The 18,732-nt window shown below is 61.2% G+C and carries 13 protein-coding genes; 2 read left to right on the top strand and 11 right to left on the bottom strand.

Features of this window, described 5'->3' with window-relative positions; genetic code table 11:
* Positions 1–2: 2 nt before the first annotated feature.
* The 4 genes from AACH87_RS17205 to AACH87_RS17220 all read right to left on the bottom strand — a co-directional run bounded on the left by AACH87_RS17205 (position 3) and on the right by AACH87_RS17220 (position 7,011).
* Complete coding sequence (locus AACH87_RS17205) at positions 3–473, bottom strand: group 1 truncated hemoglobin (protein ID WP_338795728.1); 471 nt, start codon at positions 471–473, stop codon at positions 3–5.
* 60 nt (positions 474–533) lie between these two features.
* Positions 534–1,469 (bottom strand): DUF3034 family protein, encoded by a 936-nt coding sequence (locus AACH87_RS17210; RefSeq protein WP_338795729.1) that lies wholly within the window; start codon positions 1,467–1,469, stop codon positions 534–536.
* Between the two features lie 142 nt (positions 1,470–1,611).
* Entirely contained in the window at positions 1,612–6,060 is a 4,449-nt protein-coding gene (locus AACH87_RS17215; protein ID WP_338795730.1) for a PAS domain S-box protein, read from the bottom strand.
* A gap of 39 nt (positions 6,061–6,099) precedes the next feature.
* Positions 6,100–7,011, bottom strand: coding sequence for a diguanylate cyclase (locus tag AACH87_RS17220; RefSeq protein ID WP_338795731.1), 912 nt, complete (start codon positions 7,009–7,011; stop codon positions 6,100–6,102).
* Positions 7,012–7,206: 195 nt separating this feature from the next.
* Between AACH87_RS17220 and AACH87_RS17225 the strand changes: the two genes are divergently transcribed.
* The gene (locus tag AACH87_RS17225; protein ID WP_338795732.1) at positions 7,207–8,856 is read left to right on the top strand and encodes a methyl-accepting chemotaxis protein; all 1,650 of its coding nucleotides are present in this window, start codon (positions 7,207–7,209) and stop codon (positions 8,854–8,856) included.
* Between the two features lie 43 nt (positions 8,857–8,899).
* On the opposite strand, the gene AACH87_RS17230 is transcribed toward AACH87_RS17225, so the two are convergent.
* Together AACH87_RS17230 and AACH87_RS17235 are read right to left on the bottom strand one after the other, a co-directional pair.
* On the bottom strand, positions 8,900–9,688 hold the full coding sequence (locus AACH87_RS17230; RefSeq protein ID WP_338795733.1) for an anti-sigma factor: 789 nt from the start codon (positions 9,686–9,688) through the stop codon (positions 8,900–8,902).
* 14 nt (positions 9,689–9,702) lie between these two features.
* Complete coding sequence (locus AACH87_RS17235) at positions 9,703–10,278, bottom strand: sigma-70 family RNA polymerase sigma factor (RefSeq protein WP_338795734.1); 576 nt, start codon at positions 10,276–10,278, stop codon at positions 9,703–9,705.
* Positions 10,279–10,534: 256 nt separating this feature from the next.
* Here AACH87_RS17235 and AACH87_RS17240 point away from each other — a divergent pair, with 256 nt between their 5' ends.
* A complete protein-coding gene (locus AACH87_RS17240; RefSeq protein WP_338795735.1) occupies positions 10,535–11,107 on the top strand; it encodes a DUF3455 domain-containing protein in 573 nt (190 codons plus the stop codon).
* Between the two features lie 86 nt (positions 11,108–11,193).
* Here the strand turns inward: AACH87_RS17240 and AACH87_RS17245 are convergent, their stop codons facing one another.
* The 5 genes from AACH87_RS17245 to AACH87_RS17265 form a co-directional block, all read right to left on the bottom strand.
* Positions 11,194–12,360 (bottom strand): alpha-hydroxy acid oxidase, encoded by a 1,167-nt coding sequence (locus AACH87_RS17245; RefSeq protein ID WP_338795736.1) that lies wholly within the window; start codon positions 12,358–12,360, stop codon positions 11,194–11,196.
* 131 nt (positions 12,361–12,491) lie between these two features.
* On the bottom strand, positions 12,492–14,774 hold the full coding sequence (locus tag AACH87_RS17250; protein WP_338795737.1) for a diguanylate cyclase: 2,283 nt from the start codon (positions 14,772–14,774) through the stop codon (positions 12,492–12,494).
* 304 nt (positions 14,775–15,078) lie between these two features.
* Positions 15,079–17,436 carry a penicillin-binding protein 1C gene (gene pbpC, locus AACH87_RS17255; RefSeq protein ID WP_338799005.1) on the bottom strand — a complete coding sequence of 786 codons (2,358 nt, stop codon included), beginning with the start codon at positions 17,434–17,436 and terminating at the stop codon, positions 15,079–15,081.
* Between the two features lie 59 nt (positions 17,437–17,495).
* Positions 17,496–18,311 carry a CPBP family intramembrane glutamic endopeptidase gene (locus tag AACH87_RS17260; protein WP_338795738.1) on the bottom strand — a complete coding sequence of 272 codons (816 nt, stop codon included), beginning with the start codon at positions 18,309–18,311 and terminating at the stop codon, positions 17,496–17,498.
* Positions 18,304–18,672, bottom strand: coding sequence for a hypothetical protein (locus AACH87_RS17265; RefSeq protein WP_338795739.1), 369 nt, complete (start codon positions 18,670–18,672; stop codon positions 18,304–18,306). Before AACH87_RS17265 ends, AACH87_RS17260 begins: the two co-directional genes overlap by 8 nt.
* Between the last annotated feature and the right edge of the window lie 60 nt (positions 18,673–18,732).

The following is an 18,732-nucleotide window of genomic DNA, read 5'->3' on the forward strand; positions in this document are numbered from 1 at the left end:
GGTCAGTGCGCTGTGATGATGTCGCGGTGCATGGGTGCCAGCAAAGCCAGCAGGCGGTTTTGCTGTGCAAAGGGAATGCCTTGCGCCGCCATCGCGGCCTGCAGCAGCTCCACCAGCGCGTTGAAGTGGGCTTTGCTGATGTCCATGTCGGCGTGGGCTGCTTTCATGTCTGCGCCCTCGTATTGGCATGGCCCACCGCTCAGTTGGCATATCTGGTCCGTGAGGCTTTCCTTGAGGGCCTGGGGCTTGGTGTCCTTGAAATGATGACCAATGCGTGGGTCCTTGACGGCGCGGTTCACAAAGTCGTCCATCAACCGGGCAATACCCTCTTTTTCGCCCAGCGCCTGATAGAGCCCTGCAGGCGCGGCCACCGCAGGGCGGCTGGCAGCGGGCGGGGAGAGAGTCTGCGCCAAGGTGGCCAGTGGCATCAGGCAGATCGCAGCCAATGCCCATGCGAATTTTGATAAGTTCATGGTGGACTCCGGAGAGAAACGAAGCGGGCGTGCCAATGTCATAACGCAGCAGGGTCGGGGTCAGAACGCAAATTGCGCGGACAGGTAGTACCCCGTCTGGCGCCGCTCCCGCGTCACCCCGGGCACGATGCGCCCCAGGTCCACATAAGCCAGCGTGACAGAGACGTTCTTGCTGGGAGCCCAGGCCAGGAACACATCCTTCCAGTCGTCCTCCCTCAGCGCGGCGCCCAGCCCCGCCGCTGCGCCCAGCGCTTGCAGGTTGTTGGGTTTGAACCGGTATTCAGCCCCCACAGCCAGGTTGGGGCGCAACAGGTAGGCCACGGACAGCTCAGGTTGCAGGCTGCGACGGTTCTTGCCGGGCGAGGCAGAACCGAAGCCGAGCAGGCCGTTCTGGTTGGCGTTGGTATAGCGGAGCGTGCCGTTCAGCAACAGGCCCGGGCCCAGGAGCAGTTTGGTGGCGCTCAGGTACACATCGGTGCCGTGGGTCTTGGTCCCCAGAAAATCCAGCACCGATTGCAGAGAACCGGGGCGCACCTGCTTGTGCTCCAGACCGATGGCAATCTGGGGCATCCAGGTATCCGCATCCAGAATCGCATCCCCCGCCAGCCTAACCTTGAGCCCCAGCACATCCATCTTGATGTGCTGCCCCGGCGTCACCCCAAAGGGTGCAATCCCATTCAAGGCCACGGCAGGGGCGGCATCAAAATCCTGCCGCGCCAGGGACAGTTCCACCCGGTCCTTGAAACCCACAGCCACCCCGTAGCTGGACAAGGCGTAATCCTGCGTTCCCGCCCGCGTCAGATAGGTGGTCAAGCCCACCTCGCCCTCTGTGGCTTGCGTGCCGATGACGGCCCAAGGCGTGATGCCGCCGCCAGCGCTACCCGTGATCGAGCTGACGCCGCCCGTGAGCACGAGCTTGCCGGTGTCAGCGTGCGCGACTCCAGCAACCCCTGCACCGCTCAGCAAACAGAACAGCGGCCATAGTTTTCGCTTCATGGAGAGACTCCTGTAAAGGTTGGCATGCAGATCATGGCGATGGATTCGTGTCTTCAAAGACCCCCAACCCCACCATACGCGGAGGACAGTGAACTGGATTCAGATTTCTTCCATTTGAGTCGCGCAGCGGGCTTCTGATCCATCACCCAGCCGAAGGAGGAATCATCTCATTCAATATCTGCAAGGCAGCATCAAACTCCAGCGCGTCCACATGCTGCTGCATGACCAACTGCCGCTCTGCCCCCCATGCACTCACACATTGCGCAGCGACAGCTTCCCATTCATCCAGCGCTGCAAGATCGTGATTGCGCAGAGCATCGCGCAAGGTATGAATGCGTGACTGCATGGCGGGATCGCTCAGCACCGCTGAGGCAGTTTGGCCCAGCGATGTACCAACGCCCTCCAAACTCATATCTGCCCTCTGTATAGTTACATCCCAGCGCTCCACGCAAGCGCGTATCTGGGCCAACAGGGAAAGCAGTCCCTCGCGCCGTTGAGCAGCGAACTCTTCAGCTTGAGCGGCCAGTTCATACAAAGCTTGCGCCCCCAAGGAGCCAGCCATGCCTTTGAGGTCATGCAATGATTTTTTGAGTGCGGCAACGTCCAAAGCCTCCGCATCTTTCCCGTTGGGGAGCGTTTCCGCAACACCTCGAATGCGACGGGCCAACTGCCAGAAGAGCGGTGCGCGCCCCTTGAGCCTCACAAAAGACTGCTCCGATTGAACATCTGGGAGCTGCGGCCAGTCATCCGGCATGGAAGCAGGAGTCACAGGCTCAGAAGTTTCAGCAGGCACCCCTACCCGTTGGGCCAACTCCGGCAGGCAGCGCCACAAGGTACGTATGAGCACAGGGGGATCGAACGGTTTACCGACTACCGCGTTCATCCCCGCATCCATCGCTTCGGTCTGCTCTGAGAGGGACACCCCGGCGGTCAGGCCGATCACCGGCAAGGTGGCAAATTGCTCACTACTCCGGATCTGACGCGTGGCATCCAGCCCATTGAGCACAGGCATATGCACGTCCATCAGAACAGCATCAAAGCCTTGGGGCCGTTTCTGCAGCCAATCCAGTGCCGCCAGCCCATGGGCCGCAACCTCCACCAAGGCACCTTCAGCCGCCAGGATGCGCGCTGCAATTTCCTGGTTGGTTTCGTTGTCATCTACCACCAGCAGCCGCACGCCGGGCAAACCTTGTCCGCTGGGCAGCACAGGCACAGCCTCTCGGTGTAGCAGCAGGCCCATGCTGCGATGCATTGGAAGGGTGACGACAAATCGGCTCCCCTGACCCAAGGTGCTATCAACCTCCACAGTGCCATGCATCATCTCGACCAGTTGCTTCACGATAGACAGCCCCAGCCCCGTCCCACCATAGCGCCGGGTGGTCGAGAGATCAGCCTGTACGAAAGGCGCAAACAGCCGCTTGCAAGCCTCTGCGTCAATGCCAATGCCTGTATCCGTCACACTCATTTGCACGCGGAACGTTCCACTCCCTAGCGCCTCATGTCGAACTGCGAGTCGCACTTCGCCATGCTCGGTGAACTTGATGGCGTTGCTCAGCAAGTTGATCAATATCTGCTGCAACCGGGTGCTGTCCCCCTCCAGCGGCTGGGGCACTGGCACGGGCACGTCTACAACGAAGGTCACGCCTTTTTCACGGGCCTGAAGATCAATCAGGGCAGCCACATCTCGCACGACCTGATTGATATCCACAGGCACGCGCTCCAGCGCCATCTCACCGGCCTCAATCTTGGACAGATCGAGAATGTCGTTGATCACTGCCAGCAAAGCCTTGCTGGCGATCTGCACACGTCGCAGCATGCTCTGCTGCTCGTCATTGAGCTCTGTGCGCGCCAGCAAGAACGAGAGGCCCAGCACCGCGTTCATGGGAGTTCGGATTTCGTGGCTCATATTGGCCAGAAAGCGGCTCTTGGCCTCGTTGGCAGCATTGGCCTGTTGCATGGCAACACGCAGGCTCTGCTCCTGCTCAAGGCGCAGGCGAATGTCAGATGCAATCCCCAAATATCCGGCAAAACGTCCCTGGGCGTCCTGTATTCGCGTCACAGCCAAAGATACCGGTACCTTGCTACCGTCTGAACGCCGCATGAACCAGGTGGTTGCTGGGTCGAGGGTTGCGTGGTGAAAGCGGGCCAGCCGTCGCAGTTCCCCCCACCGACTGAGCCCAATGTGTTCGGACTCTTCAGAAGGCACCGTGTCACCACCCGACGCAAAAAGCGACAGTGCATTCACCTTGCCAACGACACCCCCAGCCTGCATATCCAGCAGCAACTCTGCACCACGGTTCAGCAGGGATACAAATCCATGCGGATCTGTCGCCACGATGGCCACTTGCGTGGATGCCTCCAACACTGCCTGCAGCAAAGCCAAGGTACGCTGCAATTCCAGTTCAGTGCGTTTGCGGTCCGTGATGTCTGTGCGGATGGAAACATACTTTTCTACCTGACCTCGAGCGTCCATGAAGGGCGCGACAACGCTGTTCACCCAATACAGGGAGCCGTCCTTTGATCGGTTGCAGACCTCGGCATGCCAGCTTTGACCACTGCTGATGGTCCGCCACATCCCGACCCAAAATTCTGGGCCATGAACACCAGAGTTGACGATCCGATGGTTCTGCCCCAACAGTTCATCTCGTGTGTAGCCAGAGATATGGCAGAACGCATCGTTGACCTCAATGATGCGCCCGGCACGGTCTGCCACCGACACGATCGCGTGTTGATTGAGTGTTTGCAGCAGGGCTGCGTTATCCCGCTGGGCTATGGCCAGTTGCAGCCTGCTTTCCGTCAGTTCCGTGACGTCATGCACGAAGGCATAAAAACCCTTGATGCGCCCATCCTGAATATCGGGCAGGTAGTGCACCAGCATGTGGCGCGCAGGTTCGTTTTCTGTTGCGGGACGGGTCTGCTCAAAAGTTCGAGGCTCGCCTCGCAGGGCTGCCTCGGCATAAGGCCGAGAGATCTCGAACATGGCGGGACCAATCAGGTCGCGCAAGTGCATCCCATTGACCTTACCCGGATCAATCTTGAACCAGTCTCCGTAAGCTCTGTTGGCGACCAGGTTTCGCAAGTCAGGTCCCCAATAGCCAATTTGTGATGGCATGGCGTCCAGCACCGTCTGCAGTGCATGGCGAGCAGTCTCCAGGTCAGCAGTGCGTTCACGCACTTGGTCTTCCAGGGTCGCGTTCAGTTCTTCTACCCGGCGCGCAGCCGCGCGTGCTTCACGCACATCGCGTAGGGTCTTGGCCAGGCCCACCACGCTACCATCAGCGTCCACGATAGGACCCGCTGATATGGACACCTCGATCAGACTTCCGTCGCGATGGCTGCGGACTGTTTCGTAGGCTTTGACATGCTCTCCCCTGGCAACTTTTGCCAGCATGGATTGGTCTTCGCTCTTGAGGTGCTCGGGCACCAGCAACTCTTGCGCGGTATGCCCCAGCGCATCTGCTGCGCTATGGCCGAAGAGACGCATGGCTCCATCATTCCAGTCCGTAATCACACCTTGCAAGGTCTGCACGATGATGGCGTCTTCCGACCCTTCAACGATGGCTGCGCGGCGCGCCTGCTCCAGTCTTTGGACCCTGCCCCGATGTGCCAGATGCAACACCGTTACAACGAGGGCGGAAGCCAGCAATCCAAATAACCCAGCCTCGATGGCCTTGCGCTCGGGTTCCTGCAATTTCAAGGACTCCACAAACGCTCTTGTGGGCTGCAGATCTGCTTCCCACTGCCGCCCAAAGAGATCCAGGGCAACAAGCGGCTGCCTTGGGTACCCTGCCGCTGGGGATACCTCACCGCCATACAACCAGCTGCCAGGCGGCATTGCACGGTCACGCAAACCCATGACGAAAAACTGAGCGTCTTCGTCGAGGTTTTTCAGCACCTCGCTCATCTGCAAAGGAGCGTAGACCCAACCCACCAAAGCAATCTCGCGCGAGGCTTCCGTGTTGGTGGGCAATCCATAGCGATAGATCGGGAGCATCAGTAACAAGCCGGAAGAATCGGCCTGACCGTCCTGGATCAATGTGATAGGCGCACTGAGCGTTGCTTTGCCAGAGCGCATTGCTGCCAGTGCGGTAGCCTTGCGCACCGGTTCTGAAGCGATATCCAGCCCCAGAACAGGCAGATTGCGCTCCAGGGGCTCAATGTACTGAATGATGAAGCTGTCCCCAGCGTGGGCTTGCAATTGCCTCACCTTGAAATCAGTCCCCATCTCACGCTTGGCGAAGCGCTCGAAATCCGGCAGGTTTTCTGGAGCCACCTTGCGGATGAAGCCGAAACCTCGAGCTCCAGGAAACTCGCTGTCAAAGTTTCGGCTTGCGCTATAGCGGGCGAAGGAGGAACTATTGAGCCCATCCCCTACTGCAGCCACCGCGCCGCGGGTGCCACGCAAGCCATACTCATACTGCTGCATGCGCAGTGCCACCTCACTCAACAGTCGGCTCTTCAGGCGCTCGAACCGCTCACTGACTTCCTCAATGTTTTGCTGTTGCTGCTGAATGTACGCAAGAGCAGTGCTTCCCAACGTGAAACACAAGACAAATGTGGCCATCAGGATGGCCCGATCAATCGGACTCATGGGGATGAGAATGTCACGAAGCCGTTTTCGTGGCATGGCTCATCCTTCAATGAGGTCGGAAATCCAGCGGTTGCGTCCGCCCGCTTTGGCCCGATACAGGGCATGGTCTGCAGCACGATAGAGGGATGGAGCATCAGACTGCATCAGGTTCCGCGGTGTGCAAACCGCAACTCCCACGCTGATCGAAACATGTTCTGCAGTGAGCGAGCCGACGTGGGGGAGCATCAGATCCCGAACCAGTTGCACTGCATGCTCTGCGACTCCTTGAGCACCAGACAAATCAGTATCAGGCAGGAGAACTGCAAACTCCTCTCCACCCAAGCGCCCTACCCTGTCTGCAGGCCGCCTTGCGGCAGACTCCAGCGCTTTAGCCACGGATTGCAGACACGCGTCGCCCGCTGGATGCCCGTAGTGGTCGTTATAGCGTTTGAAGTGATCCACATCCGCCATCAGTAGCGCGATAGGTGCACCGCTGCGAGCGCATCGCTGCCATTCACGCTGCATCAGCTCATCGAAATGGCGTCGGTTGACCAAACCGGTCAGCCCGTCTGTGGTAGCCATGCGGCGCAACTCGTCCGCCATGGACTTGATACGAAGCTGGGTACGCACACGGGCCAACAGCAAAGCTTCATTCACAGGCTTGGTGATGAAATCCACAGCTCCAGCGTCCAGCCCCCTCAGTTCGGCAGCCGCCTCTCCATGCCCCGTAACGAATATCACGGGGATCTCTGAAAGAGCAGCGTCCGCACGTATGGCTTCGCAGACTTGATAGCCACTCATCTCAGGCATTTCTGCATCCAGAAGCACCAGATCCGGAGGCATGTCTCGCATCAATCGAAGAGCCTCTTGTCCCCTGGTGGCAAACCGTAGATTTGCGGTCCCCTTGAGCATGCGGGCCATGAGCTGAATCATGCTGGTGTTGTCATCCACGATCAGAATGCTCGAGGTCATGCAGGCCACTCAAGTATTAAAAAATGTTAACCACAATGCCAGAAACCCCTCTAGGATTCAATCGCAAAGAGTTAATTACAAAAAGAAACAATGATAACAATGGGCGTGTAAATTTGCAAAATTGATTTAATTATCAATTCAGCTCCTTTATCGCACAGCGTTTGTCCACAAACCTGCTACTCAGAGGGACTTGCCATGCCACCCCCAAGCTCCGGATTTGGGAAAACCCTTGGTCAACGGTTGTTCATCATGAACACCGCCATGTCGCTGCTCCTTATCTCTGCGATTGCCACGATCTGGCTGATGATGAGCAAAGTAGTGGAAGACGCGCAAACCGTTGAGCAATTCAACGTGGCTCAGCTTCAGCGCATCGCAGAACTGGAACTCAATGTCACCCGCGTGTCACTGCAGCTACGGCACGCCATCCTGTCCCGGAACGAGCAAGAGCTGAACTCAACGCTTGCCGATATTGAAGAAAAGCGCCTGCTGCTCTTGAAAACTCTGGAACAGTTTGGTGCCAACATGATTTCCGACGATGGAAGGAAGGCGTTCACCCCCTTACCCGGACTGATGCAGGACTTTTGGACCGTAGGGGCACAAAACCTGCAACTGATTCAGGCGGGGAAAAAGGATGAAGCATTTGCCTTTCTGGTGGAGCAGACCATTCCTGCACGCAACCGGTTGCTAAAACCTCTCGCGGAAGAAAAAGCCCGGCAAGGCGAGCGCCTTTCGGGTCGTATTGGGGAAATCCGGGCTCTGGCAACCACCGATCGAAATATCGCAACGATCACGGTACTCGTCGTTCTTGGATGCCTGGCGGGCCTTGGGCTATATCTGCGGAGTGTGGTGCGCAATCTGGGAGCAGACCCGCCAGAACTCAAACGTTTCGCCAGCGGTATCGCGCAGGGGAACTTGGCTGTGCATGCGCACCTGCGGGATGGAGATGACCGGAGCATCATGGCAGAGCTGAGCGTCATGCGGCAGCAGCTGACGCATATCGTCGCTCAAGTACGGGAGACTGCTCACCATGTCGCTGATGCGAGCACCGAGATTGCCTCGGGCAACCACGACCTTTCAGCGAGAACAGAACGTCAGGCCGCGGCACTGCAGCAGACCGCAGCAGCCATGGATGAGATGGGAAGCACAGTGCGCCAAAACGCCGACAGCGCCCAGCAAGCCTCCGAGGAAGCCAAGTCGGCATCTGGCGTGGCAGAACAGGGCGGCATGGTGATGAATGAAGTGGTGAGTACGATGAAAGGTATCCATCACAGCAGCAATCAAATCAGCAACATCATCGGAGTGATTGACTCAATCGCTTTCCAGACCAACATACTGGCCCTGAACGCGGCCGTTGAGGCGGCCCGAGCGGGTGAACAGGGACGGGGATTTGCCGTGGTGGCCTCAGAGGTGCGTACGCTCGCGCAGCGCTGTGCATCTGCGGCCAAAGAGATCAAAACATTGATTACCACGAGTGTGGAGCAAGTGGACAAGGGCAGCCGGTTGGTGGACCAGGCAGGCACCACGATGAACGATTTGGTGAAAGCAATCCAAAACGTTTCGAGCCTGATGCAGGCGATCACGCTATCCAGCAAAGAGCAAAGCCAAGGGGTAGACCAAATTGCGACTGCGATGGCTCAGGTTGACCAGGTAACCCAGCAAAACGCAGCGCTGGTGGAGGAAATGTCCGCTGCAGCAAGCCACCTGGATTCACAGGCAAAGGAGCTGGTGAAAACTGTGGCTTTTTTCAGCACGGGCTCTGCCCAAGAACCTGTTCAAGATCTCAAAGCAAGCACATCCAACGCCGGGGTTGCGACTCAGCTCATGATGTTGCGTAACAGCGGTTAAAGGGAACTACTGGACAGAACACAGACCATAGGTACCGGTCACCCTAGAGCACGCGCTGAATCAGGGCCCCCTTGAACAGCACAGGCCCTGTGGGCCCCGTCTCGCTGGGTACGCCGCCTTTGGGCTCCAGGCTGATGGCGAGCGCGGGCACCTGCTTCACGTCTTGCTCTCCAGCCGTCAGGGTCAGCAGCTTGTCATGCCCCAGAACGCCCAGCGAGCGCGGCCCGCCACCAGGCGGCAGCGCCCACAGTTGCAGGGACTTGTCTTCCCCCTCCTGAAAGCCACCCACGCGCTGGAGCACCAGCTTTTGGCTGCGGGGGTCAAAAGTGACGAGCATGGATGCATCGGCTTTTTCATCCGCAAGCACCGCCACATACTGGATCTGCGGAGTGCTCTGGAGCTGCTGCTGCAAGGATGCGATCTGCGCAGCGGCGCGGTGCTGCAGGTTGTTGTGGGCTTGCATGCCCACCACCACGGCGACCAGAGTGGCCAGAGCGCCAACGGCTGTGGCACCACGCCACACCCACAGCTTGCGCCACCCGCTTGCGGGGGCAGCATCCGCCGCAGTGGCTGCTGCACGCATGGCTGATTGCGCCTTCTCAGCCTGCACCAGGTTATGAATTCGCTGCCACACAGCGGGGTCAGGCACATGGCCGGGCTGCAGCTCTGCCAGGCCTGCCCAATGGGTGTGCCACACCAATGCCGCAGCGCGCACGGCTGCATGCTCACGGGCCAGGGTTTCAAAGCGGCGACGGGCACCGCCACGCAAAGTGCCCAGTGCGTAGCTGGCGGCCAGGCGCTGCAGCAGTTCGGGGTTTTGGGTCAGGTTCATGGGCCGGGGTCTCCTCAGACATAACGCGCCATGCACTGGCGCAACTGCTCCAGCCCACGTCGTATCCAGGTCTTGACGGTGCCCAACGGCAGCTTGAGTTGCTCCGCCAATTCGCCATGGCTCTGGTCACGCAGATACGCCAGGCTGACTACCTCGCGCTGCTTTCCTTCCAGGCGGGAGAGGCACTGGTGCAGGGCAAATGCCTGCTCGCTGGCGTCGGCCGTATCCATGGGATTGGCGGCATCACCGGCCAGAGTTTCCGAGAGCAGATCATCCAGTTCATCCGTCACATCAGCGCGGTCCGATGTGCGTTTGCGCAACGCATCCAGTGCCCGGCTGCGCACGATGAGCCCCATCCACGCCAAGGGAGGACTGAGCGATGCACGGTAACTGCCCGCCCCGCGCCAGATGGCGAGAAACGCCTCCTGCAACGCGTCCTCTGCGGCATCACGCTCGCGCAGGATGCGCAGCGCCAGCCCGTACAGCTTGGACGATGTGCGGTCGTACAAAGCCTTGAGGGCCCTGTCGTCCTGCGCAGCCACGCGGTCGATGAGTTCCATGAGTTCGCGATCTGTAGAAGGGGTGCTCATGCCGCAGATTGTGTGGGATATCGGCGGGCAAGGCACCTGAGTTGTTGTGCAAGGACTGCACTTCCTGGATACGGCGAGCAGGGGACATCAGATTCAGCCCAGTGAAACCAATCCCACAGCCATCCAAGGGAAATAACACGTTGCTGAATCCAGCAGCCACTCGGCGGCGTATTGCCTGTTGCAAGCACCGAAAGATGCATGGAGCCCCATCCATCGGAGCCCCATGCAGTCGGCATTTGCTCAACTTACAGAGGACATGACCATGAACGTACGCACTCCCTTTGCCGCGCTCTCCCTGCTGGCAGCCGCCGCCACACTGACTGCCTGCGGCTCCATGACGACCACTGCAGCCAAACCCATGTTCGACCAAAGCATGCTGCCTGCAGCAGTGCAGGTCCCCACGGGCCAGCGCATTGCGATGGAAACCGTGGGCATCGGCGACATCACATATGAATGCCGCGCCAAGAAAGACATGCCAGCGGATTTTGAGTGGGTGTTTGTGGGGCCTGATGCCAAGTTGATGGACCGCGCGGGCAAGGCTGTGGGCCGCTACTACGGCCCACCCGCCACGTGGGAGAGCAACGACGGCTCCAAGGTGACTGCCACACAGGTGGCTGTCGCCCCCGCAGGCACTGGCAATATTCCCCTGCAACTCGTCAAGGCCAACCCCGCCATGGGCATGGGTGCCATGCAGGGCATCACCTACATCCAGCGCGTAGCCACTCAGGGCGGCGTGGCGCCAGCTGCCGTGTGCAACGCAGCCAGCGCAGGGCAAAAGCAGGTGGTGAAGTACCAGGCGGACTACATCCTCTGGAAAGCGGCCTCCTGACAGCAAACCAGCTGACGCCCACACAAAGCGCAAAGCCCCGCTTCTGCGGGGCTTTGGCTTCAGACGAGTGATGCAGAGCGCTGGGTTTACAGCGCAGGAATGGTACCCGGCAACAGAATGGAACGGTCCACGTTGTTAATGTTGGTATGCCCGCAGAATGCCATGGTGATGTCCAGTTCCTTCTGGATGATCTGCAACGCCTTGGTCACACCCGCCTCGCCATACGCGCCCAGTCCGTAGAGGAAGCTGCGGCCGATCAGCGTGCCTTGGGCACCCAGCGCGCGGGCCTTGAGCACATCCTGCCCGCTGCGGATACCGCCGTCCATCCACACTTCAATGTGCTTGCCCACCGCCTCGGCAATGTGGGGCAGCGCAGCGATGGAGGACGGTGCTCCGTCCAGCTGGCGTCCGCCGTGGTTGCTGACGATGAGGGCATCCGCCCCGCTGTCCACGGCAAGGCGTGCGTCCTCCGCATCCATGATGCCTTTGAGGATGAGCTTGCCGCCCCAGCGCTTCTTGATCCATTCCACATCGCCCCAGTTGAGCTGGGGATCAAACTGCTCGGCCGTCCATGACGAGAGAGAGGACAGATCGCCCACCCCTTTGGCATGGCCCACGATGTTGCCGAAGGTGCGGCGCTTGGTCCCGAGCATGCCCAGGCACCAGTGGGGTTTGGTGGCCAGGTTGATCAGATTGGCCAGCGTGGGCTTGGGTGGGGCAGACAGGCCGTTTTTGATGTCCTTGTGGCGCTGGCCCAGGATCTGCAAATCCAGCGTGAGTTGCAGGGCCGAGCAGTTGGCAGCCTTGGCGCGATCGATGAGGCGGTTGATGAAGTCGCGGTCTCGCATCACGTACACCTGAAACCAGAACGGATGCCGACCTGTATGTTCGGCAATGTCCTCGATCGAGCAGATGCTCATGGTGGAAAGTGTGAAGGGAATGCCAAACGCTTTGGCGGCGCGTGCCCCAAGGATTTCCCCGTCTGCATGCTGCATGCCTGTGAGGCCCGTGGGCGCAATGGCCACAGGCATGGCCACGTCCTGCCCCACCATGGTGGTGCGGGTGGTACGCCCTTCCATGTTGACGGCAACCCGCTGGCGCAGCTTGATGCGCTGGAAGTCGGATTCGTTGGAGCGATAGGTGCCCTCGGTGTACGAGCCAGAGTCTGCGTAGTCGTAGAACATGCGCGGCACACGGCGCTGGGCTACCGCCCGCAGGTCTTCGATACAGGTGATTTTGGACAGGTCTGGCACGTCTTGCTCCGTTCAGAAAAATACAGCGCTGCATGGTAGGCCCAGACGATGCGCCGGACCATCAAATTAATTTGCGGGTGCTTGCAACAAATTTCCAAACGGGCCCACCCCAAGCCATGGCGGCCCGGAAATCACGTCGCGGTGGAATCGGTCTCGGTGGCGCCTGCACCAGCGGTGACGGGCTCAAGGCTCGATTTCTCCACCACCAGCCGCGGTGGCTGGCCAGGCCCCTCGTAAAGGCGCACCTGATTACGCCCCGCTTGCTTGGCCGCGTACATCGCTGCATCTGCATGGCGCGTGAGTTCATCCAGGTTCTGCCCATGTTCCGGGAACAGGCTGATGCCCCCGCTCACCCCCACCGGTACAGACACCCCATGGAGCATGAATGGCGCTTCGCATTGCTGCAGGATCTTGCGCGCCACAACGCAGGCTTGCTGCGCCCCACCAATGCCCGGCAGCAGCAGCACAAACTCATCGCCCCCCTGGCGGCACACGGTGTCGGTCTGCCGCACCACGGCCTGCAGGCGCTGTGCCCACTGCACCAGCAGCTGGTCGCCCACCTCGTGGCCCATCACATCGTTCACCTGCTTGAAGCCGTCCAGATCCAGATACAGCACAGCCACATGCTTGCCGTCACGCTGGGCCTGGGCAATGGCCTGCTGGGCGCGGTCCTGCAGCAGCACGCGGTTGGGCAGGTCCGTCAGCGCGTCGTAGTGGGCCAGCCGCGCCATGCGCGCCGCCATGGCCACAGCCTGCGTCACATCACGCAGCACGGCCACGGCACCCGTCACATGTCCGTGGCGGTCGGCAATGGGGCTTGCAGACAGTTCCACATCAAAGCGCTGTCCGGTGGTGCGGTGCTCCACCACGCCGCGGGTGGAGACGATAGGCCGATCCATCTGCATGGCGGTGCGCAGGGGGCTGCCAAGGTCTGCCCCCGCTTCATCGGGCAGCAGGCGCACCACATCGTCCACGTCGCAACCTGCAGCATCAAAACCCTGCCAGCCCGTGAGCCGCTGGGCCACAGGGTTCAGATAGGTGACCTGCCCTGCGGCGTTGCAGCACACCACGGCATCGCCGATGGACTGAAGGGTCAGGCGCATCAGCTCCTTTTCTTCAAAGAGCTGCTCCTCCATGTGCTTGCGGTCGGTGATGTCGGTCAACTGGATAAACAGACCCAGCACCTGGTCGCCATCTCCCCGCTCGGGTGTGAAGGAAACGATCACGTGCCGCTCCACACCCAGGCTGTCGTTGAGTGTGGTCTCAAACACCTGCGGCTCACCGTTCAAGGCACGGCGCAGCAAAGGCTCGACAAAGGCAAACCGTTGCTCGCCGAGCAGCTCGCGCATCGGCATGCCACGCAGCTTTTCCGGGGGCACACCAAACCAGTCCTGGTGCGACTGGTTGCCAAACCGGTTGGTCAGGTCAGCGTCCCATGATCCCACCACAGAGGGGATGGAGTGCAGGATGGTGCTCATGTCACGCTCCGCGCGCAACAGCTGGGCGCTGACGGCCTGGCGACGCTGCAACTCGCGCGTGAACAAAGTCGCCAGCGCCACGCTGAAGATCATGAGCAGCAGCGTGAACACCCCCAGCCCCCAGGCGGACTGGGTCCACTTTTTTTCGATGGTGAATTTGGCCTGGGCCACGTTCAGAATGAGAGGAAAGCGCCCCACATGCACGAAGGAGTAAGCGCGTTCCACCTTGTCGATTTCGGCGATCCCGACAAACGCGCCCTCGCGCTCGCGCTGGAACCGCTGCATGTTGGAGCTGCCTGCCAGACTCTTGCCTACATCCATGTCACCGTAGGGGAAGCGCGAGATCACGATGCCGTCTGCCCGGAACAGGTTCACGCCGCTGTTGTCACCCAGGTCCACCGAGGCAAAAAGCTCGTTGATGTGGCTCAGCCGCACTCCGCTGATCACCACGCCAGCAAAAGCGCCCTCACGCGTGCGGTAGGCGCGGGCCAGGGGCAGTGAATTGAGGCTGGTCAGTCGCGAAGGGACAGGAAGGCCCACCACCAGCCCTTGGTTGGGGTTCTCCTTGAGCGACCGAAAGTAGTCACGATCTGCAAAGTTGGCCTTGCGCGGCACCGCCGCCCCCGAGTCGGCAACGATATCGCCCTGGGCATTGAGCACCAGCAGGTCACCCACAGCCTGCATGCGCACAATGCCGTCAAACTGCACCTGCTTGCGTACCTGCTCAGCACGGGTGGGGTCTGGAAGGCGCTCCAGGTCCTGCACCACACCCTGCAATGACTGGTCCACGGCGTCCAGTGTCCATTGCAGCGATTGCGAAAGGGTGTTGACCAGATTGGCGTTGGCCTGCAGCGCGTAGTTCCACTCATCGTTGCGCAACGTCCAGAGCGTGCGGGCCGACAAGGCACCAATCCCCAAGGACAGCAAAAGAGCCATCCACAAAAGGCGGTGAGAAAAGAACTGGCGGACTGAAGGCATGTGCAGCTAGCAGGAAGTGCCTGCCGTTGCCAGGTACGGACATTCGGCGTCCAGCCGCCGCTGGGGAGAGGGATCGGCCCGATCACCACGGAGTGGCCGAGAAGCACTCATCAAAAGGAGGGAAGATGGCTCAAATCGCACACAGCGTTCCGGCAAGGCATCCAAACGGCGCGTTTGAATTTGTGTCTCATTGTAGGTAAGCAAATTGTTACACAAAAGCAAATTTTTCAGACCATGGGGTGCATCGCCGTTTTGATCTCCGTCAACGCACCTTGCGCCCCCGTGCATCCCCGGCTGAGGGTGCAGCAACCTGCGCCACCGTTGCACCACGCACTTCAAACTGCACGGCGTCCATGACCCGCCCCTGCTCGTCGGCCAGTTCCAGCTGATGCCGGCCGGGCCAGGGCAACCATTCCAGCGACGCGCCACGGCCCAGCGGTTTGCCGTCCAGTCGCCAGGTCCACCGGGCATTGTTTCCTTCAGAGGCCGTCATGCGCAGACGCTGGGACTGGGGGGGAATATCAGGGTCCAGCGCAATGATGGTGCCCTTGACCGGGCTGAGGATGCGCCCCGCCTCGGGTTCAGCAGGCTGCCCACTCTTGGGATTATTTTTGCCTTTGGCGCTTGCAACATAAGCGGGAGCAGCTACGTTATTGATAGCAAAAAACGGCTGCTGGGTTCCTTGCACAAACCACTCCTGCCGCGCGGCTTCCAGCGGCATGGCGGCAGCCCGCTGGCGCTGGGCAGCAATGGGTGCGTCAGCGGCATCGTTCGCCGCAGGCCCAAAACGCACGGCCTGCTGCACAACGCCCTGGGGCGGCTGCGGCGCACGGCTGGGCTCGCGGGCGTGCAGAAAACCCATGATGGCAGCCCACACGGGCGCAGCGCCGCTGGTGCCGCTGACATCGTGCATGGCTGCGCCGCTGGCATTGCCCACCCACACGCCCACGGTGTAGCGCTGCGACCAGCCCACAGCCCAGTTGTCGCGCATGTCCTTGCTGGTGCCAGTCTTCACCGCCGTCCAAAAGCGCGTGGCCAGCACGCTGTCGGTGCCAAAAGTGCGCGCCCGTGCATTGCCGTCGGAGAGGATGTCGCCCACGATAAAGGCCGCCCGCGGGTCCAGCCCCAGTGCAAATGCAGGTTTGGCATCGGCTGGCAGCACCCTCACAGCACTCAGGCGCCCGCCGTTGGCGAGCGAGCGGTAGGCGTTGGTCAGGTGCAGCAGCGGCACCTCGGGGCTGCCCAGCGCCAGGCTGTAGCCAAAGTAGTCGCCACTTTCGCGCAAAGGCATGCCCAAGGCGCCGAGCTGGCGATGGAAGGCATCCGGCGTGACCATGACCAGTGTGCGCACCGCAGGCACATTGAGCGAAGCCGCCAGCGCAGTGCGCACCGACACCCAGCCCTTGAACTGCCGGTCGTAGTTTTGCGGAATGTAGAGCCCGCCTGAGGTGGCAATCTGGGCCGAAGAGTCATCCACCAGCGATGCCGCCGTCAGCCGCTGCTCGGCAATAGCCTGCGCGTACAAAAAAGGCTTGAGCGTGGAGCCCGGCTGGCGCGGGGCCAGCACGCCATCCACCTCGCTGGCCTGGCTCAACACGCCAGAGGAGCCCACCCACGCCAGCACCGCCCCTGTGGCGTTGTCCAGCACCAGCACGGCACCGTCTTCCACATGCCGCCCCCGCAGCTCGCGCAGATGTTGCTGCAGGGTTTGCACGGCAAAGCGCTGCAAAGGTGCGCGCAAGGTGGTGCGCAACTGCGGGGTCGTCACCGGGCTGATGCCCCCTGCGGCAGCCGATCCAGCGCTACCCGCCCCACCCTGCTGCTGGCGCAGCGCATAGCGGGCAAAGTGGGGAGCCACGCCCTCGGTGGCATCAAACGCACGGTGCTGCAGAGCGGCAGAAGCAAACAGCTCCAGCGCATCGCAGTCCAGCGCTGCAGAACGGCTTACTGTGGCCACTTTCGTCGGTTCGGCAAGCGCTGGCTGCATGGCGCGCAGCACGCCACAGGCCCGTTGCGCCACCAGCGCGGGTTTGGCATTGGGTGCGCGCACCAGGGCTGCTGCCACCGCGGCCTCCCGGTCATCCAGCCCGTGGGCTGCCTTGCCAAACAGGGTTCGGCTCAGTGCATCGATGCCCACCACCTCACCCCGAAACGGCACCAGGTTGAGGTAGGCCTCCAGAATCTGGTCTTTGCGCCAGCGGCGGTCCAGCACCTGCGCTGCCACGGTCTGCCCCAGCTTCTGCACCACTGTGCGCCCCCCCGGCCCCTGTCGCCAGTCACCGTCCAGCAGCCCGGCCAACTGCATGGTGATGGTGCTGGCCCCCCGCGTGCGCTGGTTCCACAGGTTGCCCCAGGCGGCTGCCGACGCAGCGCGCCAGTCCACCCCACTGTGCTCATAAAAGCGCTTGTCTTCGCTGAGCACCAGCGCCGTGCGCAATGCGGGCGACACATCGGCCAGCGGCACCCACTGGCCCCGGCGCACCGTGGCATCGGTGCGGATGCGCTGCACCACCTCGCCCTCGCGGGAAAGGATGAGCGTGTCTGATGGACGAAAGTCCTGTCGCACCTCGGCATAAGTGGGCAAGGCATGCACAGCAAAGCCGGGCAGCGCCGCGCCCATCACCACCAATGCACGCAGCCACAGGGTGCGCATCTCTCTCCCTCTCACCATCTCAGCCTTCATTGCACCCGCCTCTGGCGCCACCACCCATACGCGGTGGCACATCCCCACACCATCACGGCACTGCTGACCACGGCCGCCATGGTGCCGTGCCCAGCCTCGGTGGCTACTACCAGGTTGTAGGCGGCGTGCCAGAGAGCCACCACAGCCACACTGCGACCGCTCCACACATACACCTGGGCCAGCACAAACGCGCCACAGACCAAGCCCAGGGCCCAGCCCAGCAGCATGGGCCCCACCAGGGCGGCCATGCTTTCATTCAGCCAGAACAGGGGCAGGTGCCACAGCATCCAGGCCAGCACCACCCACCAGGTGGTTGCCCAGCGTGACAGGTCCTTGAGCAAAAGCTCCGTCAGGTAGCCACGCCAGCCCAGCTCCTCCCCCACGCCATTGACCAGCACCACGGCCAAGGTCACCGCCCAGGGCCCCCACTGCAAAGGAAGACCCGGAAAGTGCCAGAACGCCGCGCCTTGCGGCAAGGGCTGGCCCGCCAGGCTCCACACCGCCCACAGTGCGGACCCCACTGCCAGCGGAGACAGGGCCATCAACCAGCCGCGCCATGCGGGGCGGGGCCACTGCGTCCAGGCACGGCGCAACAACGCAGCTCCGGCACCAGGGCCACCAAAGCAGCGGGCGGTGATAACCGCTGCCAATGCAGGCCCCAACAGGCCCGGCAGATGGGTCACCCAAGGGTGGTTGGCACCTCCCGCAGCCTCCACGCGCAAGCCCAAAGCCAGCAAGACGCCCCAATAAGACCAGGACAGCCCCATCGCACAGCCCACGAAGAACAAGGCCCTGCGCTGACGCTCATTCATCTGAATGCTCCCGCTCAAACCGCTTTTCCGCCTCGGTCAGGTGGCGCAGCAGCACATGGGAAATCAGGTTGACCCCGATGCCACCGAACACCACGGGCAGCACATACAACGCAATCGAAAGCTCAGACACAAACAGGGCGTCGTCGGCCAGCGAGGGAGAGGTTTTGGCCAGCGAGCTGAGAGATTGCAGCAGGTACACGTCCACCCCTGAGATCAACACGAGCGCTATGCCAAACACCAACACAGCCCGGCTGGAGATGGAGCGACTGGCCAGCAGCACACCGTAAATGCCTGCAGGCAGCACCAGCGAAAAGATCACCAGCAGCCAGAACCGCATCTCCACAAACACACTCAGGCTCATAGGGCTGGCAGAGTTGTGTGCAACAGGTGCATGCAGATGACCGCCCGGCCCGCGGCTCGC

Origin of the sequence: Acidovorax sp. DW039, from assembly GCF_037101375.1 — a bacterium.
Lineage (GTDB): Bacteria > Pseudomonadota > Gammaproteobacteria > Burkholderiales > Burkholderiaceae_C > Acidovorax.

Coding starts and splice junctions, on each gene's coding strand:
- AACH87_RS17250 (WP_338795737.1), bottom strand. CDS start 14,774: ATGGCTCTTTTGCTGTCCTTGGGGATTGGTGCCTTGTCGGCCCGCACG.
- AACH87_RS17225 (WP_338795732.1), top strand. CDS start 7,207: ATGCCACCCCCAAGCTCCGGATTTGGGAAAACCCTTGGTCAACGGTTG.
- AACH87_RS17265 (WP_338795739.1), bottom strand. CDS start 18,672: ATGAGCCTGAGTGTGTTTGTGGAGATGCGGTTCTGGCTGCTGGTGATC.
- AACH87_RS17260 (WP_338795738.1), bottom strand. CDS start 18,311: ATGAATGAGCGTCAGCGCAGGGCCTTGTTCTTCGTGGGCTGTGCGATG.
- AACH87_RS17240 (WP_338795735.1), top strand. CDS start 10,535: ATGACCATGAACGTACGCACTCCCTTTGCCGCGCTCTCCCTGCTGGCA.
- AACH87_RS17230 (WP_338795733.1), bottom strand. CDS start 9,688: ATGAACCTGACCCAAAACCCCGAACTGCTGCAGCGCCTGGCCGCCAGC.
- AACH87_RS17210 (WP_338795729.1), bottom strand. CDS start 1,469: ATGAAGCGAAAACTATGGCCGCTGTTCTGTTTGCTGAGCGGTGCAGGG.
- AACH87_RS17205 (WP_338795728.1), bottom strand. CDS start 473: ATGAACTTATCAAAATTCGCATGGGCATTGGCTGCGATCTGCCTGATG.
- AACH87_RS17220 (WP_338795731.1), bottom strand. CDS start 7,011: ATGACCTCGAGCATTCTGATCGTGGATGACAACACCAGCATGATTCAG.
- pbpC (WP_338799005.1), bottom strand. CDS start 17,436: ATGGGCGCGGCGCTGCCCGGCTTTGCTGTGCATGCCTTGCCCACTTAT.
- AACH87_RS17215 (WP_338795730.1), bottom strand. CDS start 6,060: ATGAGTCCGATTGATCGGGCCATCCTGATGGCCACATTTGTCTTGTGT.
- AACH87_RS17235 (WP_338795734.1), bottom strand. CDS start 10,278: ATGAGCACCCCTTCTACAGATCGCGAACTCATGGAACTCATCGACCGC.